The sequence below is a fragment of the Nocardia sp. JMUB6875 genome (genome assembly GCF_041154655.1).
In the GTDB taxonomy this organism is placed as follows: domain Bacteria; phylum Actinomycetota; class Actinomycetes; order Mycobacteriales; family Mycobacteriaceae; genus Nocardia.
Genome location: NZ_BAAFGR010000059.1, coordinates 1 through 23,435 on the forward strand (window position 1 = coordinate 1; position 23,435 = coordinate 23,435).

The following is a 23,435-nucleotide window of genomic DNA, read 5'->3' on the forward strand; positions in this document are numbered from 1 at the left end:
GCCTTCGTCTCCCCGAGGGGCCGCGCCACCTACAACACCGAACCCGGCCGCTTCACCCGCCCCCGCCTCGAAGCCCTGCGCGACACCTACGCGGCCGCCCTGGCCGCCCGCTGACCGCCTCAGCTACCGGTAATCACCCTGATCGCCGCATCCTTCGCAGCCTCACCGACGTCCCCCACCCGGAATCCGCGAGCGCTGATGTGCCGCACCAACTCCTCCTCCGGCGGCAACCCGTGCTTGTGCAGATAATGCGCCACGGCCCCCGCCCACACCCAGGTCCCATCCGTCCTGAAATTCAACGGCACGTCCCGATCCTGCGGCGCGAACTCATCCTGTTCGAAACTCCTAGCCGCCAACACGATCGGCGCGGACTCGAGGTATGCCAACACCGCCGTCCGCGTATTCCCCTCCAGCGCAGGCCGATTCACCACCGGCGTTCCGTCGGCGCCCTTCCCGTCATACACCTTCGCCATCCGAGGCGGTTGCACCGCGGCCGGTTCCGGCGGGATCTTGACCGTCGCCTCGACCTGCGGGGCGGGGGGAGGCGGTGCGAACGGATTCGGTGCGGGAGTACCGGGTGCGAACGGGTTCGGTGCGGGAGCAGCGGGTGCGAAGGGATTGGGCGCGAACGGATTGGGTGCGTATCCCGCCCTGGGCTGGGCCGGTTGCGGTCGTGTCAACTGCGCCACCAGCCCCGCGATGGTCGCGGCGAACGACAGCACCAGCGTGAGCACGACCAGTAGGAAGCCGACGCCCGCGTACTCCCAGAACGCGAGTCCTCGGATACCGAACAGGAAACCCAGTGCGCTGACCGCGTAAGCGACGACGAAGGCGGCGGCTGCCCCGCTGGCCGCCCGAACCGCGGGATTGCGCACGCCGGCGCCCGCCAGCAACGCGATGGCCACGACCACCACGAGGATCAAGGCCGCCACGAATCGGACTGCGATCCAGGAAAAAGACCCATCGGCGCCGGTCTTCCAAATGGTCTGGAAGTCGTGGCCGTCCAAGGGCACGAACGATCGCCCGAACTCGACCGCCGCCGCGAGAATCAGGAACACACCCGCCACCCGCGTCGCGACCCCGCCGCTTGTCTCCGACGCCACACCGCGTTTCGCCACCACCGCATCCCGCAGCGCGGTCACCAGGGCCGCGATGGCAATCAGCAGCAGAAGCGCGAAAACCCAGTAGCCGCTCGCGGGAGAGGTGTATTCACCGAATCCACTCGCGTAGCCGACGAGGACGCCCGTCGCCATCTGCAGCGCCATACCGCTCCCGAATGCAGCCGCCCAGAACAACACTCGCCCCCGGGCTCCCTTACCGAGCGCGAGAATCGTCCCGGCGACGCCGGCGACGAGAACGATGATCACGTACGGCGAGAGCGGAAAGACATCCAGAACTCTCAAATGCCATTCGGAATCAATGCGCCAGACATACTCGTCCTCCGAACGGCTCTGGTATCGAAAGGTAGCCACCGGCACACTGCACGCGACAACTGTCAACACCGCCGCCGCGATCAGCAGAAACCCGGTGACCCGCCCTGTCTTCCCGGCCGGCGCGTGCACAACGCCCTCATTTCGTGTGTACGCCATCGATTCTCACGCCTTCCCAACCCCATGCAATGCCGTTGCCGACCCTAACAAGAGCGACGCACCACTTCAGTGGGAGCTCTGACCCGCAAGGTCTCGTCAGGCCTCGCCAAGGCAGGTCTTCACCATGTTCTGACCCGGGCCTCGACTGTCGGCACCGTCGCTATACCTGCTGTTCAGAGCATGATTGTCGCGATTGTCGGGACCGGCGGGGGTGGTGCGGTGTACCGTGCGGACGGAGGCCCGGTCACCCGCGTGGGTGGCGTTTCAATGTCGCGTGGCACAGCATCCAATCGAAGTGGTACCCCGAATCGAAGGGGAGCACGGTGATGGCTGGTACGGACAGAATCCTTCGAGGTTTGACCGCTGTGGTCTGCACCGCGGCGTGTGTGGGGGTCGGTTTCGGGTCGGCGGCGGCCGAGCCCGGGCCGGACGGTCATATGTATGGCGCGTACGCGGTTTCGAATCCGGCGCCGGGGCAGTCGTGGCTGATCGGATCCTCATGGAATTACCCGGATCAGGCCGGTGCCGATGAGCGTGCGCTGGCGGAATGTCAGGACAGTACGTGCGCGATCGTGCTGCGGTTCATGGACGGTTGCGGCGCGATCGCGTTCCGCGGTGATCGATACGCGGGTGGCATCGGAGCGAGTCGCGATGAGGCGTCGCGCAGCGCGCTGGATGCGGTCGGCCCGCCGTGGCCGTCGTCGATCAGTGCGGACGCGACCGATCCGGCGGAGGTGTTCGGGCCGGAGTGCAACGGCCAATAACCCTATGGCTCAGAGGTATTGGGCGTTGGCGAGCAGGGCGTACTGAGCGGCGGCGCGTTGCTGGGCGTCGACGAGCTGGGCGCTGGCGACCCGGGCGACGTAGCGGTCGTAGTGCAGGGTGCACAGGTAGCGGTCACTGTTGTTCCAGGACAGGGAGAAGTCGGCGGTATTCCGCTTGGGGTTCTCGACGCAGATCGCGTCGGGAACCCCCGGCGGCGCCTCGACCGATCCCGGGATGAGGGCGTTGATTCCGTTCCAGAGGGCGGTGGCGGATTCGGCGTCGGGTGTGCGGAACAGGAGTGCGCCCTGCTGGGTGGTGGCGGTCAGGTCGACGTTGTTGGCGTCGAGGAGCTGCTTCCAAGTGCCCTGGTTCTCGACCGTGTGCAGGTAGCCGCGCGGAGTTCGGGTGACTTCGTTCGCGTTCGGGCTCGGGAACGGCCCGGGGTGGAGGGTGCGGCGGATCATGTTCGACGGGTCGTAGTCGAGCGCCAGACTCTCGCGCCGGGACAGCGGGGGAGTCTTGTCCAGCAGCGGTAGCTGGGCGTCGAGAATCCTTGTGGCGAGGGACTTCAGGCCGTCGAGTTCGGGTTTGGTTGTGCGGGCGAAGACGTTGATCACGTACTGACCGTGGGCGATGGTCGCCGCCATCGATGGAATGCCAGGCCGCCAATGGGCTTTCGCGGTCGCGTACTTGTCGAGGGTGATGTGGGCGTTCTGGTCGGGGGCGACGGCGAAGTCCGCGGCTTCGATCTCGTCAGCTGCGGTCCGAGCCTGCTGCTCGTCCGGGAACTGCAGCACCGCGACATTGAAAGACGTTGCCTCCGGGTCGTTCTCCCACCCGCCGAGCGGGCTCGAATTCCCGGAGACGTCGATGTGCAGCGTCTCGAGCCGGGGACGGTCGCTGACCGAGGTCGCGTAGCCGAACATCAGATGGTTGCGATCGAGGGCCGGCTTGGCGGCGTTGGCGATCGCATAGCTGTAGTCCGCGGCGGACAGTATCGAGTACGCGAACTTCGGATCGATGTCCTGGCCGCTGATCACGGCATCGCCCAGGCGTGCGACGGCAAGCTGCTTGCCAGCGCCGACCTCGTGGTGATAGGTGGCGCGGACGTCGAGCGGTAGGGTCGGATAGTTGCCGACAGCCAGTGTGCGGACATCGATTTCGGCTGCGGCGGAAGTGCCGGAGACGGTTCCCGCGCAGCCCGCCAGCAGGGCCGTCAGCGCCAGTCCGCCCATGAGGATCACCGCGTCGCGGAAGGATCGGCGCGCATCGAAGTGCTTCACGACTGCCCCCTACTTGTCGTTGGCCAGGATGGCGTACTGCGCCGAGATCCGCTGATACACATCCTGCTGTTGCTGCGACCACATTTCGACGGCGTACCGGCCATGGGTGACGTAGCAGAGGTAGGGGAACTGAAACGTTTCCGGCCCTTGATATTTGACGCATCGCGCGGTGGGTAATCCGGGCGGAGAGTCGATCCGGTGCACGAACCGCCCGAATGCCACCTCGCCGACGTACTTCTGGGCCGCCTCGGCGTCGCGGGTCCGAACCAGTTTGCCCGCACCGTATCCGATGTAATCCACCCCCGTCTTGTCGAACAGCTCCCGCTCCTTGTCGGGGTCGTCGGCCAGGTGCAGGGCGGTCTGACGGTTCAATGTTCCGAGCATGCCGAACGCGGTCTGATCACCGTCGGGTCGCAACAGTGCCAACCGCAGCAGCCCCTGCGGATCGAACGGCAACTCGGTGAGCTTGTCCACCGGTGTCGGCTGGAACGACTTCAGACGGTCGACGGTGATGCTGATCGCCTTGTCCGAAACAGCCAGCAGCGCAGGGAGATCCGAGTTGTCCAGCGCCATGTTCTCGTTGTGGTGCACCACGTCGGAGATGACGAATCGCCCTGTCGCATACCAGGATGCGAGCGCCTGATACTTGGGAATCCATACGACGTGAGCACCCGGATGAACAAACGAGGCGGTGGGATCCGCCTTCTCCTTGTCGAATTCCATCCCCGCGAGTGCCACCGCGGCCGCGCTCGCCGCCGCATCGGATTCGAAGATCATGACCGCATGTCGAAGCTGATATCCCAGCCCGCGAGTGTCCTCGTTCGAACCCGCCGCCGTCCCGAACCCCGCCACCAGCCCGGATGCGCTCGCCGTGAAGTCTTCGGCGCTGAACGACGCGAAAACCGACTTGGTCCCGAACGCCTTCGCATCGATGAACGGATGCACACCACCCAAATTGTGCGTCAACGCCGGATCGACATCCTTCGGCAGCGGCACCGCATCACCGAGCCGCAACGCCTCCATGATCCGCCCCATGCGGTTGGCATCCTTGGGCTCCAACTGCTGCGGTTTCGTGGCGTAACTGCCGGTGTCGAGCCTTGTGAGATCAACCGTAGGGGCGGTGGCCGACGCTGAATCGGAACCACAACCAGCGGAGGCGATGACGGTAAGCGCAAGCCCCGCAACCAATACCGTCCGAGCCCTGCTCCAGCATGCCCCCACGACTCCCCCTGTTGTCGATCTCCCTTGACCGCCAACCGTATGGAAGAAGCGGGGTGCAATCAATCGGGGGTCCGGATGACAATCGTTTCCTGGCAATGGCCATTGTTCTTCGCCCTCCCTCTCCACCCCCGACCAGCATCCCCTCATCCAACTCGCCGACCTGCTCCTGCTGATCGCAGCCTTCACCGTCCCCGACGGCGGCGACAACAGCGGCTACCACATTCCGCTCCTGACCCTGGTGAAGGGCGACCCCGAAATCAGCGACAGAAACCTGATCGGCAGGGGCCTCGTGTGGATCGGCGGGTTGAGCGTATTGGGTTATGTCGGTGTACTTCTCGTGCTCTGGGCCAAGATCGGCGAGACCCATGGCTGGATCTCTTTGACCCCGTAGCGTCGCTCCGAATCAGGTCAGGTGCGGGAATCCGGTCGTCTTGACGACCTTCATCGTGAACTGCGAGTGCAGCCGGGCGACGCCGGGCAGATCCGCCAGCTTCTCCATGAAGAACTGCTCGTAGGCATCGGCATCGGCGACGGCGATCCAGAGCAGGTAGTCGGGATCGCCGAACATCCGCCGACATTCGACGATCTCATCGAACTCGGCCACCTTCGCCTCGAAGGACTCGACCATTCGACGATTCTTGATCCCCATATTGGCGTGCACGAGCACCTCGAAACTCCGGCCGATGGCGCGTGGGTCCACACGCGCGTGATAGCCGGTGATGGCGCCCGCCTCCTCCAGATTGCGCACCCGCCGCAGGCACGGCGAAGGGCTGAGCCCAACCCGCTGGGCGAGTTCCGCATTGGATATCCGAGCATCACGTTGGAGGTGGCAGAGGATTGCGCGATCGATCGAATCCATAGCAGAAAATGCTAAGTATGCCACCGAACGAGGGCTAGTCATGGCGTGCTCGGAGCTGCCGATGACACGCTGGGTGGAGTCGTTCCGAAAGGGGGCTGGTTCCGGTGGTCAACGGTCAACCGCGAAGTACTGATTGGAATAATCTGCGCCCCAAGGTAATTCGTGACGGCATAGGAATCGGTGTGGCGACCGGAACCTACGGACTGTCCTTCGGTGCACTAGCGGTGGCCGCGGGCTTATCAGTGCCCCAGGCGTGCGCCCTGTCGAGCCTGATGTTCACCGGCGCATCGCAATTCGCGATGGTAGGTGTGATCGCAGCCGGCGGAAATCCACTCGCGGGCGCGGCCACCGCCACCCTGCTGGGCACCCGCAACGCCCTCTACGGCATGCACCTGTCCCCACTGCTCGGGCTGCCCGGCTGGCGTCGAATTCCAGCGGCGCACATAGTGATCGACGAGAGCGCCGCGATGACGATAGGCCGCGAGCCCCGAGCGGCCAAGCTCGGATTCTGGACCGCCGGGCTAGCCGTATTCCTCTGCTGGAACCTCGCCACACTCGCAGGCGCACTGGGCGCCCGCCTCCTGTCCGACCCACGCACCCTCGGTCTCGATGTCGTTGCCCCAGCGGCATTCCTGGCCTTGCTGGCACCACGAATGACCACCCGCCAGTCCTGGATCGTGGCCTGCTCGGCCGCAGTGGTCACACTATCGGCCGTCCCGATCATGCCCGCCGGACTCCCGGTGCTACTCGTCGCCGTAGTCACCGCACTGCTCGCCATGACGCCCACCCGCCACGATCCGCTCGCCCCCGTTCCCCAGCATGCACAAGAAAGCGAATCGCAGTAATGCTCTGGTGGGCCATAATCACCGGCGCAGCCGGTTGCTACCTGCTGAAACTGTCCGGACTCTCCGTCCCCAACCGAATCCTCCACAACCCTCGCATACAGCGAATCGCCACCCTCCTACCGATCGGCCTGCTAACAGCTCTGCTGGCCATCCAATCCGCCACCACCGAACACCGCCTCGTACTCGACGAACGACTGGCAGGCCTCACCGCCGCCCTCCTCGCCCTCCTGCTCCGCGCTCCTTTCCTTGTGGTCGTTGTGGTTGCCGCAACGACAACAGCGACACTGCGCGTCCTCCTCTGAGCCTTCTGATAGGCCGGATTCAGCACTCGTGATGATCGACACAAAGTTTGCGGGACGCGCCAGTCTCACATTTGAATCGGCTTGTTCCGATTAGCAATCCAATGGCAAAACAAGGGGGAGTTATGGCGCGTCATCGCCGAAACACGCGGAGTGCGGGACGAATCTCGGTTCTGGGTGCATCGCTCGCGGTTTCGCTGACCTGTGCGGGAGTGGCCTCTGCGGATCCCGGGCAGCCGGCGGAGAAGACTCAGGTGCGACTGGTGGCCGACGCCGTCGCCACGCCAGATGTCTCCACGCCGGATGCCGCCGTGCCCGCCGCCGACATCGCTGCCCCGCAGCCGATTGCGGCCGATCCCAACACGATTGGCCAGGCCGCGCTGGCGGGCGCCGGAATCGGTGCCGCCGTGGCCGGTGTTCCCGCCGCCGTCGCCGGTGGAGTCGTGGGTGGAGTGGTCGGTGCCGGAGTCGGCACCGTCGCGGGCCTCCTGGTGGCCGGCGGCGGCACCGCCCTCGCCGCCTCGGTGACCCTGCTGGGCGCCTGCCTCCCGGTCGCCACCTGCATCATCTCGATTCCGGGCCTCGCCGCGGAATTCGCTGCGGCGATTCCGATTGCGGGCGGCGCCATGCTCGCCGGTGGCCTGATCGGCGCCGGAATCGGCGGCGCGATCGGCGCAGCCGTCACAGGCCTCCCGGCCGCGGGTGTCGGTGCGCTCGCGGGTGCCGGAATCGGTGCGGGCGTGGCCAGCGCAGGCCTCGTCCCCTGATTCGTCTCAGCGCGATAGTTCGATGAGGTCAGGCCCGGCACTCCGCCGGGCCTGATTTGTCTCTCCACATCCTTGAAGGGCCTGCGTCGCAATCACTTTGGCGAGCGAGGCCGGGGACAAATCTGGCAAAGTGAGAGCTCCTGATCTTGAGGAGAGCTATCTATGACCGCGACGACGATTCGTCCGCTGGCAGCGAGTGAGAAGGGGTTCGCACTCGACCGCGTATATATCGGGTACTCGGTGCGCACCCGTGGCGTGCTGGATCTGGCCGCGATGGCGGTGGCCTACGACGCGTTGCGGCAACGCTATCCGGCGCTGACTGCGCGAATAGAGAAGACCGACAAGGGGTTTGAGTTCGTCGAAGCCCGGGATGTGCTGCAGGGCATGGTGGTGTCGGCAAGATCGGCCGAATCAGGCCTCGAGGACATCGATTTGGATCAGTGCGCCGCGCTGGGTCTGCTGTCGGTGCGCCAGGACGGCGATGAATCCGTGGTGACGCTGTTCACCCACCACAGCATTACCGACAGTGCCACCGGTCAGGACCGGGTCGAGCTGCTGTGGTCCTACTACACCGCCGCGGTAGAGGGGGAGATCGGAACGGTCGAGTCACTGCCATTTCCGTGTCCGGTCGAAGAGATCCTGGCCGCCCACGGCATACATAAACCGCCGTTTCCCGAACAGGCCGCACCGCCCGCGCAGGCGGCGACGACCGACAGGTTCGACGGGAAAGCGCGATACGTTCGCGAGGCCGCGCGGTTGCGGCTCGGCGCCGAGCACACCGCTGCGTTGACCGAGCTGAGCCACCGAGAGCAGGTCAGTATCAACGGCCTGGTCTCCGGGGCGCTGCTCCTCGCGGAGGCGGAACTGCGCGGGTCGGCGGTTTCGGACCTGGTGTACATGTTCCCGGTCAGCCTGCGTGCGCACTTGGACCCGAAGGTCAGTGTCCACGAGGGCACCGTGGTTCTGGGCTTCACCGGTTATGTCGCGTCCGGCGAGGTCACGACCATCGTCGATCTCGGTCGCGCGATCAGCGCGCAGGTGCGGGCCGGGTTGGCCGACGGTCTGATCCAATTGAGCCCGTTGCTGATCCCGGAGGGATCCGAGGGCGTGATGCCCCAGATTCCCGGCCTCGTGACGGCGACGAACTGGGGACGGCTGCCACAGCTGCGCGTGCCCGCGGGGCTCGAAATCCTGGACTTCCATTCGACTCTCGCCAGCACCCCCGCCACGGCGCCGACCGCACCTGACCAGCTTCCCACGCCGCCGAACTACATCATCAGCAGTTTCGACGGGCGGCTGAGCATCGAGGTCGATCGACCTGGCGCATCCGTCGAAGACCAGCAGCAGCGGCTGAACATCCTGGAAAAGGTTCTGCGCCAGAATATTCCACTCCTGTAGAACGCGGGCCTGGCCTTTCCGCCTGCCGAGTCGCCCTGCAGCCGGATCGCTGAACCGATTTCGGCTGCAGGACCGACCGCTCCGCGCGAACAGAAGCGCTCTTCACCATGCATCGATCGAACAATAACTACTGCGAGCGCTTCATCCGGGCGGCGCGCTCCCTGATCTTCCGATCGAACTCCTCCCGCCTCCGCACCGCATTGCTGCCGTCCAGCTGCCCCGCAAAGGCGCCGCGCGCCGCCTCGACGAGCTCCTCGCTCGCATCCGGATGTGCACGGGCAATCGCGTTGAGCGCGTCCCGGGTTCGCCGGTCGAGCCCGGTTTCGGTCCGCACGAGTCGCCCTTCCCGCGCACTCGCGAGCACCCGCTCGAAGGTCAGCCTCAGCTGTTCCTCGCTCGGCCGCCCATGCCGCATATCCGCCTCCTGCAGTAAGCCCAACCCCTCAAGGCCTGCGCACACCGACGCCGAAATATTCGAACGAGGGAGACCGGCCCGCTGCACGGCGAGCAAACTCCTCTTCCCACATGCCGAAGGTCTTCCGGCGCAAGGCCACGATCGTCTCGTACTCCTCATCGGTCATCTGTCGACGCGCCTGCCTGAGTTGTTCGTACGTTCGGTCTATTTGCCGGTAGATGTTGAAGATGGGTCCCTCACCACGCAGGTAGTGACTCCGAACCTCCTCGGTAACCTTCACGAACTCTTCTTCGGAGAGGGACGAATAGTCCATGCCCCCGCCAGGACGGAAGACGGCATCGATGTCGTCTTCCGTCGCGGGCTCGAAGGCGCCCGTCCGGATGTTCAGCTTCTCGCCGATCACCTCGTCGATCGCCGGCTCCTCTAGGCGGATGGTCGCGTTTCGAAATCGGAAGTACGACGGCGATTCTCGGAGCCAGGGCATAGTGCGGCCTCCCGCATGTTGGCGAGAGCTATTGCGAGCGTTTCGAGCGAGCTTCCATCTCGCTCAACTCCTTGTCGTTTTCCGCAAGCCATCGGGCGGCGTTGCTGCCATCCAATTGCCCGGCAAAGGCTTGGCGCGCGGCCTCTACGAGCTCCTCGGTGACGTTCGGATGCGCATCGGAAATCGCTCTGAGCGCGGCCTTGGTCTCCTGGTCGAGCCCGCTCGCAGTCCGGAGCCCATGCCCTTCCAGTACCCGAGCCAGCAGGCTGTCGAAATTCAGCTTCAGCTGTTCCTTGCTGGGACGGCCATGCCGCACGTCCGTCTCCTTCTCCGCGTCGGAATCCGATCGGCCGGACCTATCCGCGTTGCTCATCGCTGCGGCCCGCCAGCCAACGGCTTCCACCATCCTATCGGTCAGGCGCCATTCGGCTGATCGCGTGGTTTGGTCCGGGACTTCGTCGGTGATGCTGACCGCCGCGGAGGTCGGTCGCGTATGTAATGCTGAGGGTCCGTTCGACCGAGAAGGGGGTCCCGTGCGAGGTCGTCGCACCAAGGAGCAGTTGCAGGACAGTTTCGATTTCATGCTGTCGCGGATCTTGGCGGGCGGAAGTTTCCTCACCGGGTCCGGTCTGGACGAAGAGACGATGAACGCCTTGGAAGCAGTCGCCATGGCGCGCCCAGATGTCCCTGACAATCTTGTCGAGGCTGCTCGCCGTGCCTTCGCCGGGCAGTTGGACGGCAGCAATGCCGCACGCTGGCGGGCGGAACGGGACCGTGTCCTGACCGGGCGTGAAGAGCAGTCGAAGCGTTCACGATTGACCAACAGCGACGACAAGCCCGACAAGGGTCTGATTCCGGCTCGAGATGACGAGAACCGCCGCCGCTATCGGAACGAGCTACTGGCCGAGGGGAATCGTCTGAACGAGCTGTATCGGCGATTCGGCGCGACGCCGGAAGGTAGCGAGGCATTCTCCAAAGCCGGCGAGCTGCGCAAGCGATACATGGAATGGCTCCCAGAAGTGCCCGTTGCTCGTAGCCCGTTCACCGACGAGCTCACCACCTGGCCGATCGATACCGTCGATCTGGACGGCTGGTTCTGGAACTGGGCCAACCCGATTCGCCGTCGCAAGTCCGTGGTTCCCGCGGACTGGTTGGCCATGGGTGGTGCCATGCGCCTAGTCGAGCCGCTGACCCCGCTGCCGTTCGATTTCTGTATGCCCGGGCCCGATGTCCCGTATGTCGTTCCGCGTCTGCTGAATCTGCCCGAAACCCGGGCAGTGCTCTCTCAGGTCGTCATCGGCCACCACACGGGGTGGACGATCACCTACTTCACTACTCGTCGGCCGCATCGCTTCCCACTCGAAAATCTTTGGGGGAGCCAGGAATACGATATCTACGACGATTCGGGTCATTGGCGTGCCTGGAGTGAGCACCCGCAAGATCTCGCCGAGTACTCTTTCGATCTCCGACCGTGGCTGGAGGCGGGCAAACTCCTCTGGGTTGCGCCCGGTGACCCTGCTGCCGCCCTCCGGTCCGGTGCCGCGGACTGCCCCTACTTGGATCTACCCGGTCATCGCCGCATGCAGATGATCAGCGAAGGCACGGTCAGGCTGTGGGGCCGGACCGACTGAACCTGCTCACTGTTCGTCGGATTGCTCCGACGATTCGTAATGAGCACGCACTTCACCCGGTGCGATGGTGTTCTCCGGCGTTAACGGTCCGAATCCCTTGTTGAACTTCGGATTGTCGTCGATGAGGCGTTCGGAGTTGCTCAACGCCTCACGGGCGCGCATATCCGCCGCGATCTGCCGATCGATCTCGTGCAACCGCTCGACGGTGATTCCCATTCGCGCCGCGGTCTGCTCGTCGATCTCCCGTTGCTTGTCCGGATCGGCCGGTTTCATCCACGGCGGCAAGGGTGGTGTTTGCATGAACGGCTCCTGCTCAGAAGTAGGCCGCGATCGCGGCGTCGAACTTCGCATCGGACACATCGACACTGCCGCTGGGCTGGTAATTCCGCCCCCGCACGTGGTCGAGGAACTCGGCCGGAATCTCCAGCGCGTAGTTCTCCAGATAGTGGATCGAGTCGACCCGCCAGATCCACTCCCCGTCCGAAACCAGCGACGGCCCACTTCGAATCGTCTTGGCGGTATCGATCAGATCGGTGACGTCCCCCGGCACATCGAACACCGGCGTAGCCGCCCTCATGTACTCCGCCACCAGGATTCGATCCCCCACCGGCTGACTGGAGTAGGAGTCCCGCAGCAGCGGCAGTTCCCCCCGCTCCTTCCGATACATCTCACGATAGATCCCAACAGGCTTCAACCCACCCGCAGTCGTCGCTCCGCTCACTCCACAACCCCCGGTCTGACGTATCTCGGACGCCGCTCAGCCTACCGACCCGTCATGCTGCCCGCGTGGTCGGCGACCCGGCTTCGATCAGCCTTCGAATCTCGACCAAACATCGGACGGGCTGCCATCGGGTTCGAAGTAGTTGTCGATTCCAGTCTCGGTGGGCGTGCCGAAATACGTCGCGTCGTCTGGGTCGATTTCCGAATGCAAAGATCGCGAAATATCTGTCAATGCGCCCGCTAACCCCGGTTGATTCGCGGCGTAGATGTCGGGCTGAGCGCGACCTTTGAGATCATATGGCATCCAGGCATCGGAGAACGTGACCAAACTGGTCGTGATGTAATCCCTGTATGCATGGGTACCCAGTCGAAACAGTTCGGGTTGGATGAAATCACGGTCTTCCTGCCGAATGATTCCCGTGCAGTCGATGGTTCCGTCTACGGAACCCACTTGGCCAACCTGAAGGCTTGTTCGAACTTGATTGGCAAGTTTCGATGCTATTACCTCAGGGGGTTCGGGTTCATTTATCACGAATTCGCCGTCGAAGAGCATGTGCTTCGGTTTCCCTGCTTCGGGAATCTTCACGCGAATCGTGGTCATGTCCACCGCAAGGTGGTGGGACACCAGTATCGAGTAGGCGGTCACAAGATCTTGCAGGCACAGGTCTACTTTATCGACTCTTCCGTCGTGATCGCGTCCCCAGGTCCAGCGAGCGACGGGCGTAGTAGTAATCACGGAGCTCCTTCCGGCATGAATGTACCGCCTGGTGGGATGAACACTATTCCGTCTGGGGTTCGAATGATGACTTGTACACCTTTGTCGCTGTAGTTATTTTCGAGCCTACTGAGATGCGGTGTCAAGTCTGACATCGAGACTACCGTGTCCAACACAAATGTTTGATAGTCGGCGTGAGAGTCGATCAGCTGAGGCATTTCGGAGAAGACCTTCCCGATAACCTTACTTGGATTGGCTGAAGCGACGTTCTTGAATTGCCAGCCGTGAACATCGCCGTTGCTGTCCCGAGCCATGACGTCTAGATCTGTATCTTTATCTGTGAAGACACCCGGCCTGATCTCATGACCGTCCTGCTTTATCTCGAATGCTATATCGGTGAATCCGCTATCGAGCAGCCGGCTGGCAAGTCGTAATTGCTCCAGGGCGCCCGGAAACAAGTTCGGTCGGACGAGGCTCGACGCCACCACCGAGTAGTTGGGGACGTCCTCGAATCGTCGGGAGGCGATAGCCTCCGCGATCTCGCGGCCTGCAGGATGGTTGGCCAGATTCGCCAGGACAGAATCCACATCGCCAGGCTTCACCTGGGTGCCCTTCAGTCCATCCCTGACTTGCTGCTCCAACTCCCCGCCCCGCTGTAGCGGTTGCCAGTCGTCGGTAGGTCGCTGCCAGCTGCTGTGGTCAGGCGATCGTTCCTGGGGTGAGCCGGCTTCGGCCGAATCGATGGCTGCAGGAGCGTATTCGGCGGGGTGATCTGCCGGACGAACCGATTCGTCGCCGGGTTTCTTTTGGCCGAGGATGTCCCAGTTCTCTCGGGGGTCCTCTTCGTACTTCGGTGGCCGTCCCTCTGGGTGGTCGGTTGGCTTGTGTGCGGTGGGTTTTGGGGTGGTGCCGTCGGGTTCGGTGGGGTGGAAGGTTCGCCATTCGGCGGTGTCGTGGAGGACGGCTGGGGAGTCGGGGACGGCGCGGACGCCGACGAGGTCCGATGGGGCGCGGACGGGGACGCCGAGTTCATTGGCTATGTGCTGGGCCCAGCCGAGTTCGTTGCCGCTGTGGCACGACAGCAGGCGGATCGGGGTGCCTTCGACGTAGTTGGGATTGTTGCGGATGGCTTCGACGACCTGCTGCGGATCGATCTCGAAACCGCCTTCGGCGGTGGGCTTTCCGAAGCGGTCGCCGTGGACGACGACGTCGTGTTCGCCCTCGTTGCGGACGTTGTCGTAGACGCGCTGGACTTCGGGAGAGTCGCCGAGGGCGGTGCGGTCCGGGCCGTGACGGACCGGCAACTCCTGGGGTGCGTGGACGTCGCCATCCGGCGTGGCGGTGTGCTCGTTGGGCTGTACCTCGTGGCCGGTGCGGTCGACCGGTGCCTCGTGGACGGGCGTGTGTTCCGCGGACTCGTAGAGGTAGATACGGGTTACACCGAACAGGCCCGCGTTCGGGTCCTCGACCACGCCGCGCACCTCGAAGGTGGTGCCGGGCTTGAACAGCACCTCCTTCTCACTCGGCCGGGCGGAGAGAGCGCTGATATCGCGGCCGGATTCCGAGTGGATGATGAATTCGACCTTGCTGGTGAAGATTCGGCGCGGGTCCCGCGAGGTGCTGGTGAAGGATGCTTCGGTGACCTTCTCTCCGGGCACATAGCGTGCGATCTGCTCCGGAGTGAGATGCGTGCCACGCCAGACGGTTCCGTCGTAGGCAGGCAGTTTCTCCAGTCCCGACGTGATGTCGGCGACGAGTTTCTGCTGCTCCGGCTCGAGTTCGAGCCCATTGCGCAGCCGGTGGTTCAGATCGCTGAAGACGTCCGCGTCCGGATCGGTGTAGCGGTGTACCGCTTCCTGCTCATCGGGTGTGAGCGCCTGTTCGCGGTCCGGAATTTCGTCGTGCGACAAAATATCCGGATCGTCGGGATGCGGTTCATCCTTGGGCTGTTCGTCTTTCGGATGTTCGGCCTTCGGCTCGGGATCATGCTGCCCGACTGGCTCGTGTGCCGCAGGTTCTACCTTGGGCTCGTTATTAGCCTCAGAGAGATCTTTCAGGCTGGGCAGCAGGTGTTCATGGTTTTGCTCGACGTACTGCGCGAGCGCTCCATCGTGCTCCCTGAACAACTTCCACGGGGTGACCCAGTCGTTCTGATCTCGCAGCCCAAGCCTGTCGACGAGATCACCGAATCCCGCACGCAACTTCGGCAGTTCGGCTGCGCGCGCGGGATCCTGGTGTGCCGCGAAGATGTCGTTGATGCGCTGCCGGAGCTGCTCGAAACGATCCTTGAGATGCTGGGTCAGCGTCGACGGCCGATCAGGATTGACGTGGGGCTCATCGTGGCTGGCCGGCTGCACTTCGCTCGGCTCATGCGGTGTGGCCGCGGGTTCGTCAGGCTTCGGTCCGGAGAGATGATCTTCCGGCTTCGGAGTGTGCTGTTCGGGTTCGTGCGGTCCGGTAGGGCGGTCGATGATGTCGTCCGGGATGCGGAAGCCGTTGGGAGCCAGATTGTGCGCGTCGGCATTGTCCAAGAGATGCCGGTACAGCACCTTGGCAGGCTCGCTCGCCGCCTCGCCATTGGTCTCTACCTCCGTGAAGGCTTCGGCCAGCGCCTCGTGGGGGTCCAGTCTGCCCTCGTCGAAGCTGTAGCCGCTGAGCTGGTCGAGCCATTGCTCGTACGCGGCTTTGTCCATTCCGCCGCGGGTGGACTGGTAGTGATTGTCCAGCGCATCCATTGCGGTCTTGGCGGCGTTGAGTTGTCCCTCGACATCGAGGATATGGCCGAATTCGTGGACGAGTGCCGAATAGATCGGGCGATCGCTCGAACCGGGGGTGAAGTGGCGATCGGCCTCGAGTTCCACGCTCTCCCGGGCCATCTCTTCAGGTGCGCGCGCTACGGTCTCGTTCAGAATCAGCGCTTCGGTGTACACCCTCCCGTCCGGAGCGCGGTCCCAGGCCAGCGCGGCGTTGTAGTCGTCCGGAAGTCGCTCGATTGTGACCTTCGGCAACTTCGCGTCGGGGAACCGCGACATCATGTCGTCTATCGCGCGGGCATATTCGCGCACTACCTCCGGGTGCACATCCGGATTCTCGAAGCCTTCCGTCTCGATTCCCCAGCGGCGGTGCAGTTCGTCGGAAATCTCCCGAGCATGCATCTGCGACCACTCGTCGTCGAGGCGTGGTGCCCAGTCGACCTCGGCGGAGTGACTTTGCACCGGAACAGATTCAGCGGCATCTGATTCGGAGGGATGCATCCCAGCCGGCTCGTGCGACGGCGAGTCGGATGAATGCGGAAAGACCGAAGGACGTTCCTCCGGACCCTGATTCCGGGCCGCGGCGTTCTCGTCCCGCAGCCGGGTGCCCAATTCCCTGGCTTCTTCCAGCGAATGGACCACCGGTATGCCATCCGGGTGGAGTTCCGGCGCACGTACCTCGAGGTCGGGCCGAACCTCATTACGCAGCTCCTGCCGGAGTTCCGCCAATTCGTGTGCGGGAGTGTCGAACCGAGCGAGGACGGGCTCGATGCCCTCGCCGCGGTCGATGAACATCATCGACTGCCGCTCGCCGCCGATCTCCACGTCTATCGGCGTGCGGAACGTGTCGTCCAGCCACGCGCGATAGTCCGCATGATCGAATTCGGAATGGTTCGCCAGGTCGATGACACGTTCGCGGACGTCCGAGATGTCCTCGTCGATACTCCTCCGCAACTCGTCTTCGAAGTGAGCTCGCTCGGCCGGTGTGGCGTCAGGGTTCTCGGAAAAGTGGGTGCGAGATTGCTCTTCGGCAGAGTAGAGCCGCTGTTGCTGGACCGAGGCCAGTTCGTCTTCGATGTGCCACGGGGTCAACTCGCGATCGACGCCGTCCAAATCCTTGGCGGCCCAGGTGAGTTCGGGTTGCTCCTCGGGCTGGAACCGCACCAACTGCTCTCTGGCGGCCCGGACCGCCGGATCCGCGTCGTACTGGTGCTTGTTAACGATGTCTTCGAAATTGCGGACGCGTTGGTACTCGTTGGCCGGTTCCCAGTAGACATGCGGCCCGTGTTGAATTCCGGCGTCGAGTTCGATGAGCTCTTGCCGATGGGTTCTCTCCTCTTCTGGAGTGAGTCGGCTGCCGTCCGCGTGCCGGATGTCGAACAGGTCGTGGTCTCCGGTGACAGGTTTCCATTCGCCATTGAACTTTCCCTCGACCACCCCGTTCTCGGTAACCCGGAATGTTTGCTGGTCGATCAGGTCTTGCATGTGCTTCTGGTACGCCGCATAGTCTTTGACCCGCTGCTCGTATCGGGCCTTCAATCTGGCGTAGTCCGCTGGCGAAACAGTCCCTTCTTCGGGCAAGGTGAGCTGGTCGGGCCGGAATCGGCCGACCAGGCCCTTCGCCTCGGGCGGAGCGCCCAGTGCGACGTCGTCCTCGCCGATTGTCTTGTCCTTGATGGACATCGGCTTGGGCATATCCCCGCGCTGCAGATGCGGTACGGCGTCGACGTTTGTCGGGCGGACCTCGATGATCAGATTGTGCTCGTCGGCGTACGCCTGGATCTTGCGCTGGTTCTCCTCCGGGATTCCCCACTGCGACTCGATCTCGTGCGGCGTCAACGGAACCGGGTCGGGCTGGGACGGCTCGGGATGATGGTCTGAAGGCGTCTCCTCGGATGGCTGGTGTTCGTCCCGGCCAGGGCCGTCGTTTCTCTCGGGGTGTGGTTCGTCGGGTTGAGCCCTGCGCGGCCTGGATCTGGTTTCGTCGGGACGCTCCTCGTTCTTAGGTGACGGCTCCTCGAGCCCCTTCTGGGTTGCCTCCCAGAATCGTTCGTTCACAAGTCGTTTGAGCTCGGTACTGAGTGCCTCCTCTTTCGGGGTCATCGTGCGGTGCTCGTCCTTGGCCAGCGCGTCGAGATCCCGCTGCACTTCGAACAGCCCGTGTTCGTATTCCGCGACGGCATCGATATGGCTGAGATGCAGACGCAGCTCGGCGATATGGCCGTTGTCCAACTGGACCTTCATCTGTAGGTCGCGATAGCCCGAAGCCTTGGGTTGCTCGAAGCGGTCCTCGAATTCGACGATCCGGATCCGCGGGTCGTTCTCGATCATCTCGAGCGCGCGATACGCGTCGGAGATGTGATCGAATTCGATCTTCGCGCCGACCAGATCGGTCAACTGGGATACGTCGCCATCGTATTTCTTGATCTTGTCCCAAGCTCGGGTCTCATCCTTCGGCTGCTCGCGCCAGCCGGGCTTGCCTTCGGTGTCTTTCGCGATATCCCGGACGATGTCGTTGAGCGCATCCTGCGTGGGGCGCCAGATGTCGTATTGCTTCTGTAGGAATTCGCGCCGATAGTCCGGGTCATCGAGTCTGCTGTAATCGAATTCTGGCTGCCTGCGCCCTGTATCGGGAACATCGCTGGTCGCTTCCCGGATCTGCTGCGATATCGCCCGCTGTTCCGGCGTAATTGGCGTCGGCTCGACGTGAACCGGTTCTGTCAGAACCGATTCCGGTCCGCGATTCTGCACCGCCTCGACCGCATCGTGCAGAAGTGGCAGACCGTCAGGGTGGGTGAGTAGGGATGCCAGCGTTTTCGGCCGCTCCAGCAGCGAATGCTCGAGGTACTCGTTGTTCCGCAGCATCTCGGCGATCTCGGGATGCTGCGGCAGAAGATCTCGGATGACGGTGCTGACCGGCGTCTCGACCCCGTCGTGCTTGGTGGTGACGCCCAATTCGTCGGCACGGTCCAGCGCGGCCGAGATATGCGGCTCGTCCAGGTAGTGCTCGACTCCGGATGTAGGCGATTCGCCGTGAGTGCTGGGTTCCGGCGCCGGCGCGTCGGCGGGATTCTCGCGTGGTTCGCCGCCCGGCTCGAATGAATCGGGGGACATACCTTTTCGAGGACGTGGGTCGTGAATCACGTCATCGGGAAGATGTTCGAAGCCGTCGGCTTTGCTGCCGTGGTCGCGGGCGCTCTCGAGCAGGTGGTGGTAAAGAACCTTGGCCGGCTCGGAGGCGCCTTCGCCGTGATACTCCACCTCGGTGAAGGCCTCGGCCACCGCCTCGGGTCCATTGAGCCGGCCGTGTTCATCGAAGCTGTAGCCGCTGAGCTGATCCAGGAAATCTTGGAACGCTTTCTTGTCCATACCGCCGCGGGTGGACTCGAAGTAGTCGCGCAATGCCTTGTAGGCGGTCACCTCGGCATGCTCTTGACCCTCGATCGCCAGCACATGCCCGAACTCGTGCACCAGCGTCGAGTGAATCGGGCGGTCGGCCGACCCTGGCACCAGGTGACCGGCAGCCTCATCTGCGGCAATATCGCGGGCCAGCCACTCGGGGTCGAGTGCGTAGTCGCGGTTCAGGGCTATCTTGTCGGTGTACCTGCGGCCCGACGGACCCTTCTCATCGAAGGTTTCGGCGTAGACCCCGGGCTCGAGCGGTTCGATGGTGACCTTACGCAGATCCACATCCGGGTAGCGCTCCAGCATGTCGTCGATGCCACGGGCGAATTCGCGCACTACCTCGGGGTCGAGGTTCGAATGGTCGAAGCCCTCCACTTCGAGGCCGTGCCGCGCGGCAAGTTCGTCCGCGACCTGCTGACTATCCAGCTTCGACCATTTGTCCTCGGGGCGCGGTGACCAATCACCCTCTGCCGGAGCGGGTTTCGACGCATCCGCCACGGGCGTCTGCGCATCGTGCGCGGCTTGGGCCTTCGAAGGCTCGTCTGCGCTGGGCTTCGCTCCGTCCTGAGAATCAGGCTTGCCAGGAGTGTGGGGTTTTGCCTCCTCGGGAGTACGAGGGGGTGCTCCCTCTGCCGGGCGGCGCGGGGTACCTCCCCGCGGCTCGCCGGCGGACGGATGGCTACCGGGCTCGACCGCCGTCGGTGTCATCACGAACGCAGGCGGGGTTTCGCTCTGTGTGGGGGAGTCCGACGTGGAATGTGTGTCGGCTGCGGCAGGGCTCTCGTTGCGGTGCTGCCCCTCAGGATGCTCCTCGCTGCTCCGAAGATCCTCCGGCAGCCGTTCTTTGGGCTCCTGGGGATGCGCCGGTTCTTTCGGCGGCTCCTCGGTACGAGGCGTCTGCGGTGCCGAATCGTCCAGCCGGGGTTTCTCGTTCGCGGGATCGACCCGCGATTCCTCCGGAGCAGGCGATTTCGCTGCGGGATCTGTTCGTTCCTCGGGGTGCGCGGGTGATGTCTGTTCCGGGCGCGACGTGGATTCGACCGGGGTGGAACGTGTTTGAGTCTCGGAGGTGACCTCCACCGAGCGGCCCTCGGGCGCGCGGCCGACCGGCGCGCCTCTCTCCTGGGTGCCAGAAACCACATTGCCGCGATGCTCGGTCGCGACCGGTGCCAGGCGGGCGGGGGATTCACCCCCGGGCTGTGTCGGAGTATTGCCGCGCGGTGCGGCCGATTCGGTGGGCTTCGGCGCGGTTTCGCCGGGTTTCGCCCCGACCTCGCTGGTCCGCCCGGCACCGTCCCCTGTGGTGGGAGCACTGGTTTTGAGGTCGCCGCGTGGCGTCTCGGTGATCGGCGCAGCCCTGCCGGCCGGGGCGTCCGCCGCTGGGTGATTGACGGGTTGCACGGTCTGCGCGGCAGTGTGAACTTCTTGCTGCACAACATGATTGGGCTGCTCGCCCGTGATCTTGACTTCCGGCGCGGGGGAGTGCGAGGCGCTGCCGTCGGGGATGCTCTTGGTACCCGCCGCGATATCGCTGGGAGCGCCGTGGCCGCCCTGCAACCCATGGTTCGCGCCGCCGCCGGCGCCCATCGCGAGGCCGCCGATCAGCAACTGGGTGTGGAAGGTCTTGTCGACCTTGCTCCAGTCGCCGCCGTTGTCATACAGCTGGGTCGCCAGGCCGGTCCCGTACATACCGCCGGCGCCGGCCAAGCCACCGACACCGCCCGCTATGGCCCCGCCCAACTTCGAGGGAAGCCTGGTCTCCTTCAGGACATTGCCCAGCTTTGTGTGGAACGGCGCACCGACCGCGCCGCCCACACCCCACTGGAGGCTGGTCTGGAAGGTCTGCTTCAGATCGAAGCCATCGTCGCGATGTCCCTCCATGATTTGGATGAGCTGCGTACCGGCATCGAGGCCCGCGCCCATCGCTCCAGCGCCGAGTCCGGAAACGACGGACTTCGCGCCGTACTCCAGGCTGGTCTTCAATAGCGGCTTTTGTGCGATCTTCTCAGCGAGCGGCGCCACCACCTTCTCGGCGAGCGGCGCGGCGATCTTTTCGCCCAGTGGCACGGTGATTTCGCGAATCAGCGGCTTCGCGATGGTCTGCATGGCGGCGCGCGCCCGGATCAGTCCGATCCGCTCCATGGCCTTCTTGCAGAAGACGGACAGGGACGCTCGTGCTGTGGCGAGCACGCCCGGGACGAGCGCTTCGCCGAACAGCGTCACGCTCAGCTGCAGAACGGTGTAAAGCGTTAGGACCGCGAAGATCTCGGACTGGATCTTGGTGTACTCGATCTCGGTCCCGGTGGCGCGGGCATCGTGTCCGAGCTGGTTAAGGCTTTCGACGAGCTGCTGGATGGAATGCTCTTTGCCGTCGAACAGCGTCGCGAGCTCCGCGCTGACCTTGGCCGCACCGGCGCTGTCGTAGTACTGCGGCAGCTTGCCGGTGACGGATTTCAGGTCCGGTTCGAGCTTCTCGAGGTCGGCGGCGGCCTTCTTCCACGCATCGCCCAGATCGAACAGCGCGTCCTGATCACCCTTCGGATAAGCCGCGCCGAAATTGAGGGCAGTCATCAGCCAGCCCGGCAGATGATCCCCGACCCACGTCCACCCGGACATGGATTATCCGAGGATTCGGTGATCACCCAAGCCGGGTGTTTGCGGAACCAGGCAATCGAACTGCTCGACCGGACTCATCGGCCTCCCCTCCCGCAGCTGACACAAAGGTCCGGACTCCCAACCGGATTCGAGAAATGTTCACGCCACCCTACCCAGAGCGCCTCTGGCGGTCCAATTTTCGGCGTGGCAAAGCGGAGGCTACCGGGTGTCTCCGACCCAGGAGTAGCGGAAGGTCGGGGCATCGCCGTTGGCGCGGCGGGCGAATTCGTCATCCCATATGCCGAAGGTGGTGCGGTAGCGCTCGGCGATTGCGCTGCGCTCCTCCGGGGTGATCCGACGACGTTCCTTCTCGGCCAGGTCGAAGATCTCCTGGACTTGTTGATACAGGTCGAATACCGGTCCGTCACCACGGAGGTAGAGCCGGCGCGCCTCCTCGGTCGCCCTGACGAACTGCTCCTCGGACAGTGCCGAGTAGTCCAGGTCCGCACGGGGATTCAGCACGGCATCGATATCCTCGGTCGTCGCGGGTTCGAATGCCCCGGTCCGCACATTCAATCGTTGCCCGATCACCGAGCCGTGCGTCGGTTCTTCGAGACGAATCGTGCCGTTGCGGAACCGAAAATAGGATGGCGACTCTTTCAGCCAGAGCATTGCGCCTGCCTTTCGGGATATTCCGCCTGGTTCGGACACATCATTCCATCGGTGCTCACCGGCTGATCGTCGGCCCGCCGTGGATTACCAGTCCGGGGCCGCGATGTTGGATCTGCCGCGGAGGTGCGGGTCGTGTTCGAACTGTTCGACATCGGCGTACTGCGGCGCGTTGTCGGTCTCCGGGGCGTCGCGTTCGGGGTCGCCGGGCGGAGCCATCGACACCTCTGGTGGGGTGGGCATCATGGCCTGGATATCGGGCATTTCCGAGAACATCTCGGACAGCGAGGGAATGCGGGCCTGTTCGGTCTGCAGAGTCGACAGGATTTCCTGGGACTTCTGCTGCACCTGGGCGGCTGCCTCCTGCGTGGCCTCGGTGACCGCGGCAGCGATCTCCGAGTACGTGAGATCGTCGATGTCGTCGGAGAATTCGGTCTTGATCACGACCCCGTCGGCATTCACGGTGATCGTGACTCGTCGGCCACCCGCCTTGGCCGTCGCGGTCAGCCGGGCCCGTTCCTGTTGTGCGCGTGCGACGGATTCGAAACTGCCCTGTACGAGCTCGATCAGCTCGGCCAGCTGAGCCTTCGCACCTTCGTTCGTCATGCGTCCTGCCTCTGGATGGGGGTGGACGCTGCCTCACCCCGTGCTCGGATCCGCGGTCGTCAGGCCTTGAAGCCCTGGGCGTTGCCGTCGTCCGTCTGCTCGAATTTCTTCGCGGCGTCGGTCAGGCCCGTCGAGTAGTTCTGCAGCAAGGTCGATTTCGATGCGAGGGTGACCTTCAGGTTGCCGCTGCGATCGATGTAGCCGCTCTTGCCGTCGGCGAATTTATCGCCGTACTCGTCGTGACCCCAGCAGCCGTCAGCCGCGTCGGCTGCGGCGGAGACGGTATTGAGAATGCCGGTGATCTTGTTGGCCAGCACGTCGAGTCCGTCTGCTACGGACCGCATCCCGGCGACTTCGACCTGTACCTTTTCGCCCATCTCAACCCCCGCTGTGATCATTCAGGCAAATCGGTGCTG

At 64.0% G+C, this 23,435-nt stretch carries 20 protein-coding genes; 6 read left to right on the top strand and 14 right to left on the bottom strand.

Annotated features, from left to right (window positions below; genetic code table 11):
• Nucleotides 1-119: 119 nt before the first annotated feature.
• Entirely contained in the window at nucleotides 120-1,472 is a 1,353-nt protein-coding gene (locus ACAM49_RS17170; RefSeq protein ID WP_369636517.1) for a hypothetical protein, read from the bottom strand.
• 482 nt (nucleotides 1,473-1,954) lie between these two features.
• Here ACAM49_RS17170 and ACAM49_RS17175 point away from each other — a divergent pair, with 482 nt between their 5' ends.
• Nucleotides 1,955-2,353: a DUF4189 domain-containing protein gene (locus ACAM49_RS17175; protein ID WP_369636556.1), complete on the top strand. Its 399-nt coding sequence runs from the start codon at nucleotides 1,955-1,957 to the stop codon at nucleotides 2,351-2,353.
• 9 nt (nucleotides 2,354-2,362) lie between these two features.
• Here ACAM49_RS17175 and ACAM49_RS17180 read toward each other — a convergent pair whose 3' ends face one another.
• The 3 genes from ACAM49_RS17180 to ACAM49_RS17190 all read right to left on the bottom strand — a co-directional run bounded on the left by ACAM49_RS17180 (nucleotide 2,363) and on the right by ACAM49_RS17190 (nucleotide 5,717).
• Nucleotides 2,363-3,637 (bottom strand): hypothetical protein, encoded by a 1,275-nt coding sequence (locus ACAM49_RS17180; RefSeq protein ID WP_369636518.1) that lies wholly within the window; start codon nucleotides 3,635-3,637, stop codon nucleotides 2,363-2,365.
• A gap of 9 nt (nucleotides 3,638-3,646) precedes the next feature.
• Entirely contained in the window at nucleotides 3,647-4,984 is a 1,338-nt protein-coding gene (locus tag ACAM49_RS17185; protein WP_369636519.1) for a hypothetical protein, read from the bottom strand.
• A 277-nt stretch (nucleotides 4,985-5,261) separates the two neighbouring features.
• The gene (locus ACAM49_RS17190) at nucleotides 5,262-5,717 is read right to left on the bottom strand and encodes an Lrp/AsnC family transcriptional regulator (RefSeq protein ID WP_369636520.1); all 456 of its coding nucleotides are present in this window, start codon (nucleotides 5,715-5,717) and stop codon (nucleotides 5,262-5,264) included.
• 182 nt (nucleotides 5,718-5,899) lie between these two features.
• Here ACAM49_RS17190 and ACAM49_RS17195 point away from each other — a divergent pair, with 182 nt between their 5' ends.
• The 4 genes from ACAM49_RS17195 to ACAM49_RS17210 all read left to right on the top strand — a co-directional run bounded on the left by ACAM49_RS17195 (nucleotide 5,900) and on the right by ACAM49_RS17210 (nucleotide 9,026).
• The gene (locus tag ACAM49_RS17195; RefSeq protein ID WP_369636521.1) at nucleotides 5,900-6,562 is read left to right on the top strand and encodes an AzlC family ABC transporter permease; all 663 of its coding nucleotides are present in this window, start codon (nucleotides 5,900-5,902) and stop codon (nucleotides 6,560-6,562) included.
• Complete coding sequence (locus ACAM49_RS17200) at nucleotides 6,562-6,864, top strand: AzlD domain-containing protein (RefSeq protein WP_369636522.1); 303 nt, start codon at nucleotides 6,562-6,564, stop codon at nucleotides 6,862-6,864. Before ACAM49_RS17195 ends, ACAM49_RS17200 begins: the two co-directional genes overlap by 1 nt.
• 260 nt (nucleotides 6,865-7,124) lie before the next feature.
• Complete coding sequence (locus ACAM49_RS17205) at nucleotides 7,125-7,628, top strand: hypothetical protein (RefSeq protein ID WP_369636523.1); 504 nt, start codon at nucleotides 7,125-7,127, stop codon at nucleotides 7,626-7,628.
• Nucleotides 7,629-7,790: 162 nt separating this feature from the next.
• On the top strand, nucleotides 7,791-9,026 hold the full coding sequence (locus ACAM49_RS17210; RefSeq protein ID WP_369636524.1) for a hypothetical protein: 1,236 nt from the start codon (nucleotides 7,791-7,793) through the stop codon (nucleotides 9,024-9,026).
• Nucleotides 9,027-9,153: 127 nt separating this feature from the next.
• Here ACAM49_RS17210 and ACAM49_RS17215 read toward each other — a convergent pair whose 3' ends face one another.
• Genes ACAM49_RS17215 through ACAM49_RS17225 form a run of 3 tightly spaced genes read right to left on the bottom strand, consistent with a single transcriptional unit; the run spans nucleotide 9,154 to nucleotide 10,328 of the window.
• A complete protein-coding gene (locus ACAM49_RS17215) occupies nucleotides 9,154-9,441 on the bottom strand; it encodes a hypothetical protein (RefSeq protein ID WP_369636525.1) in 288 nt (95 codons plus the stop codon).
• Between the two features lie 28 nt (nucleotides 9,442-9,469).
• Complete coding sequence (locus tag ACAM49_RS17220; RefSeq protein ID WP_369636526.1) at nucleotides 9,470-9,925, bottom strand: hypothetical protein; 456 nt, start codon at nucleotides 9,923-9,925, stop codon at nucleotides 9,470-9,472.
• 28 nt (nucleotides 9,926-9,953) lie between these two features.
• Nucleotides 9,954-10,328, bottom strand: a complete 375-nt coding sequence (locus ACAM49_RS17225) for a hypothetical protein (RefSeq protein ID WP_369636527.1) — start codon at nucleotides 10,326-10,328, stop codon at nucleotides 9,954-9,956.
• A 130-nt stretch (nucleotides 10,329-10,458) separates the two neighbouring features.
• On the opposite strand from ACAM49_RS17225, the gene ACAM49_RS17230 reads away from it, so the two are divergent.
• On the top strand, nucleotides 10,459-11,556 hold the full coding sequence (locus ACAM49_RS17230) for a hypothetical protein (RefSeq protein WP_369636528.1): 1,098 nt from the start codon (nucleotides 10,459-10,461) through the stop codon (nucleotides 11,554-11,556).
• Between the two features lie 6 nt (nucleotides 11,557-11,562).
• On the opposite strand, the gene ACAM49_RS17235 is transcribed toward ACAM49_RS17230, so the two are convergent.
• The 7 genes from ACAM49_RS17235 to ACAM49_RS17265 all read right to left on the bottom strand — a co-directional run bounded on the left by ACAM49_RS17235 (nucleotide 11,563) and on the right by ACAM49_RS17265 (nucleotide 23,417).
• Entirely contained in the window at nucleotides 11,563-11,856 is a 294-nt protein-coding gene (locus tag ACAM49_RS17235) for a hypothetical protein (protein WP_369636529.1), read from the bottom strand.
• 13 nt (nucleotides 11,857-11,869) lie between these two features.
• Nucleotides 11,870-12,223, bottom strand: coding sequence for a hypothetical protein (locus ACAM49_RS17240; protein ID WP_369636530.1), 354 nt, complete (start codon nucleotides 12,221-12,223; stop codon nucleotides 11,870-11,872).
• A 141-nt stretch (nucleotides 12,224-12,364) separates the two neighbouring features.
• Nucleotides 12,365-13,012 carry a hypothetical protein gene (locus tag ACAM49_RS17245; RefSeq protein WP_369636531.1) on the bottom strand — a complete coding sequence of 216 codons (648 nt, stop codon included), beginning with the start codon at nucleotides 13,010-13,012 and terminating at the stop codon, nucleotides 12,365-12,367.
• Nucleotides 13,009-21,765, bottom strand: a complete 8,757-nt coding sequence (locus ACAM49_RS17250; protein WP_369636532.1) for an ADP-ribosyltransferase domain-containing protein — start codon at nucleotides 21,763-21,765, stop codon at nucleotides 13,009-13,011. Before ACAM49_RS17250 ends, ACAM49_RS17245 begins: the two co-directional genes overlap by 4 nt.
• A 198-nt stretch (nucleotides 21,766-21,963) precedes the next feature.
• Nucleotides 21,964-22,455, bottom strand: a complete 492-nt coding sequence (locus ACAM49_RS17255; RefSeq protein WP_369636533.1) for a hypothetical protein — start codon at nucleotides 22,453-22,455, stop codon at nucleotides 21,964-21,966.
• 45 nt (nucleotides 22,456-22,500) lie between these two features.
• Complete coding sequence (locus ACAM49_RS17260) at nucleotides 22,501-23,019, bottom strand: YbaB/EbfC family nucleoid-associated protein (protein WP_369636534.1); 519 nt, start codon at nucleotides 23,017-23,019, stop codon at nucleotides 22,501-22,503.
• Between the two features lie 59 nt (nucleotides 23,020-23,078).
• Entirely contained in the window at nucleotides 23,079-23,417 is a 339-nt protein-coding gene (locus ACAM49_RS17265; RefSeq protein WP_369636535.1) for a hypothetical protein, read from the bottom strand.
• Nucleotides 23,418-23,435: the final 18 nt, after the last annotated feature.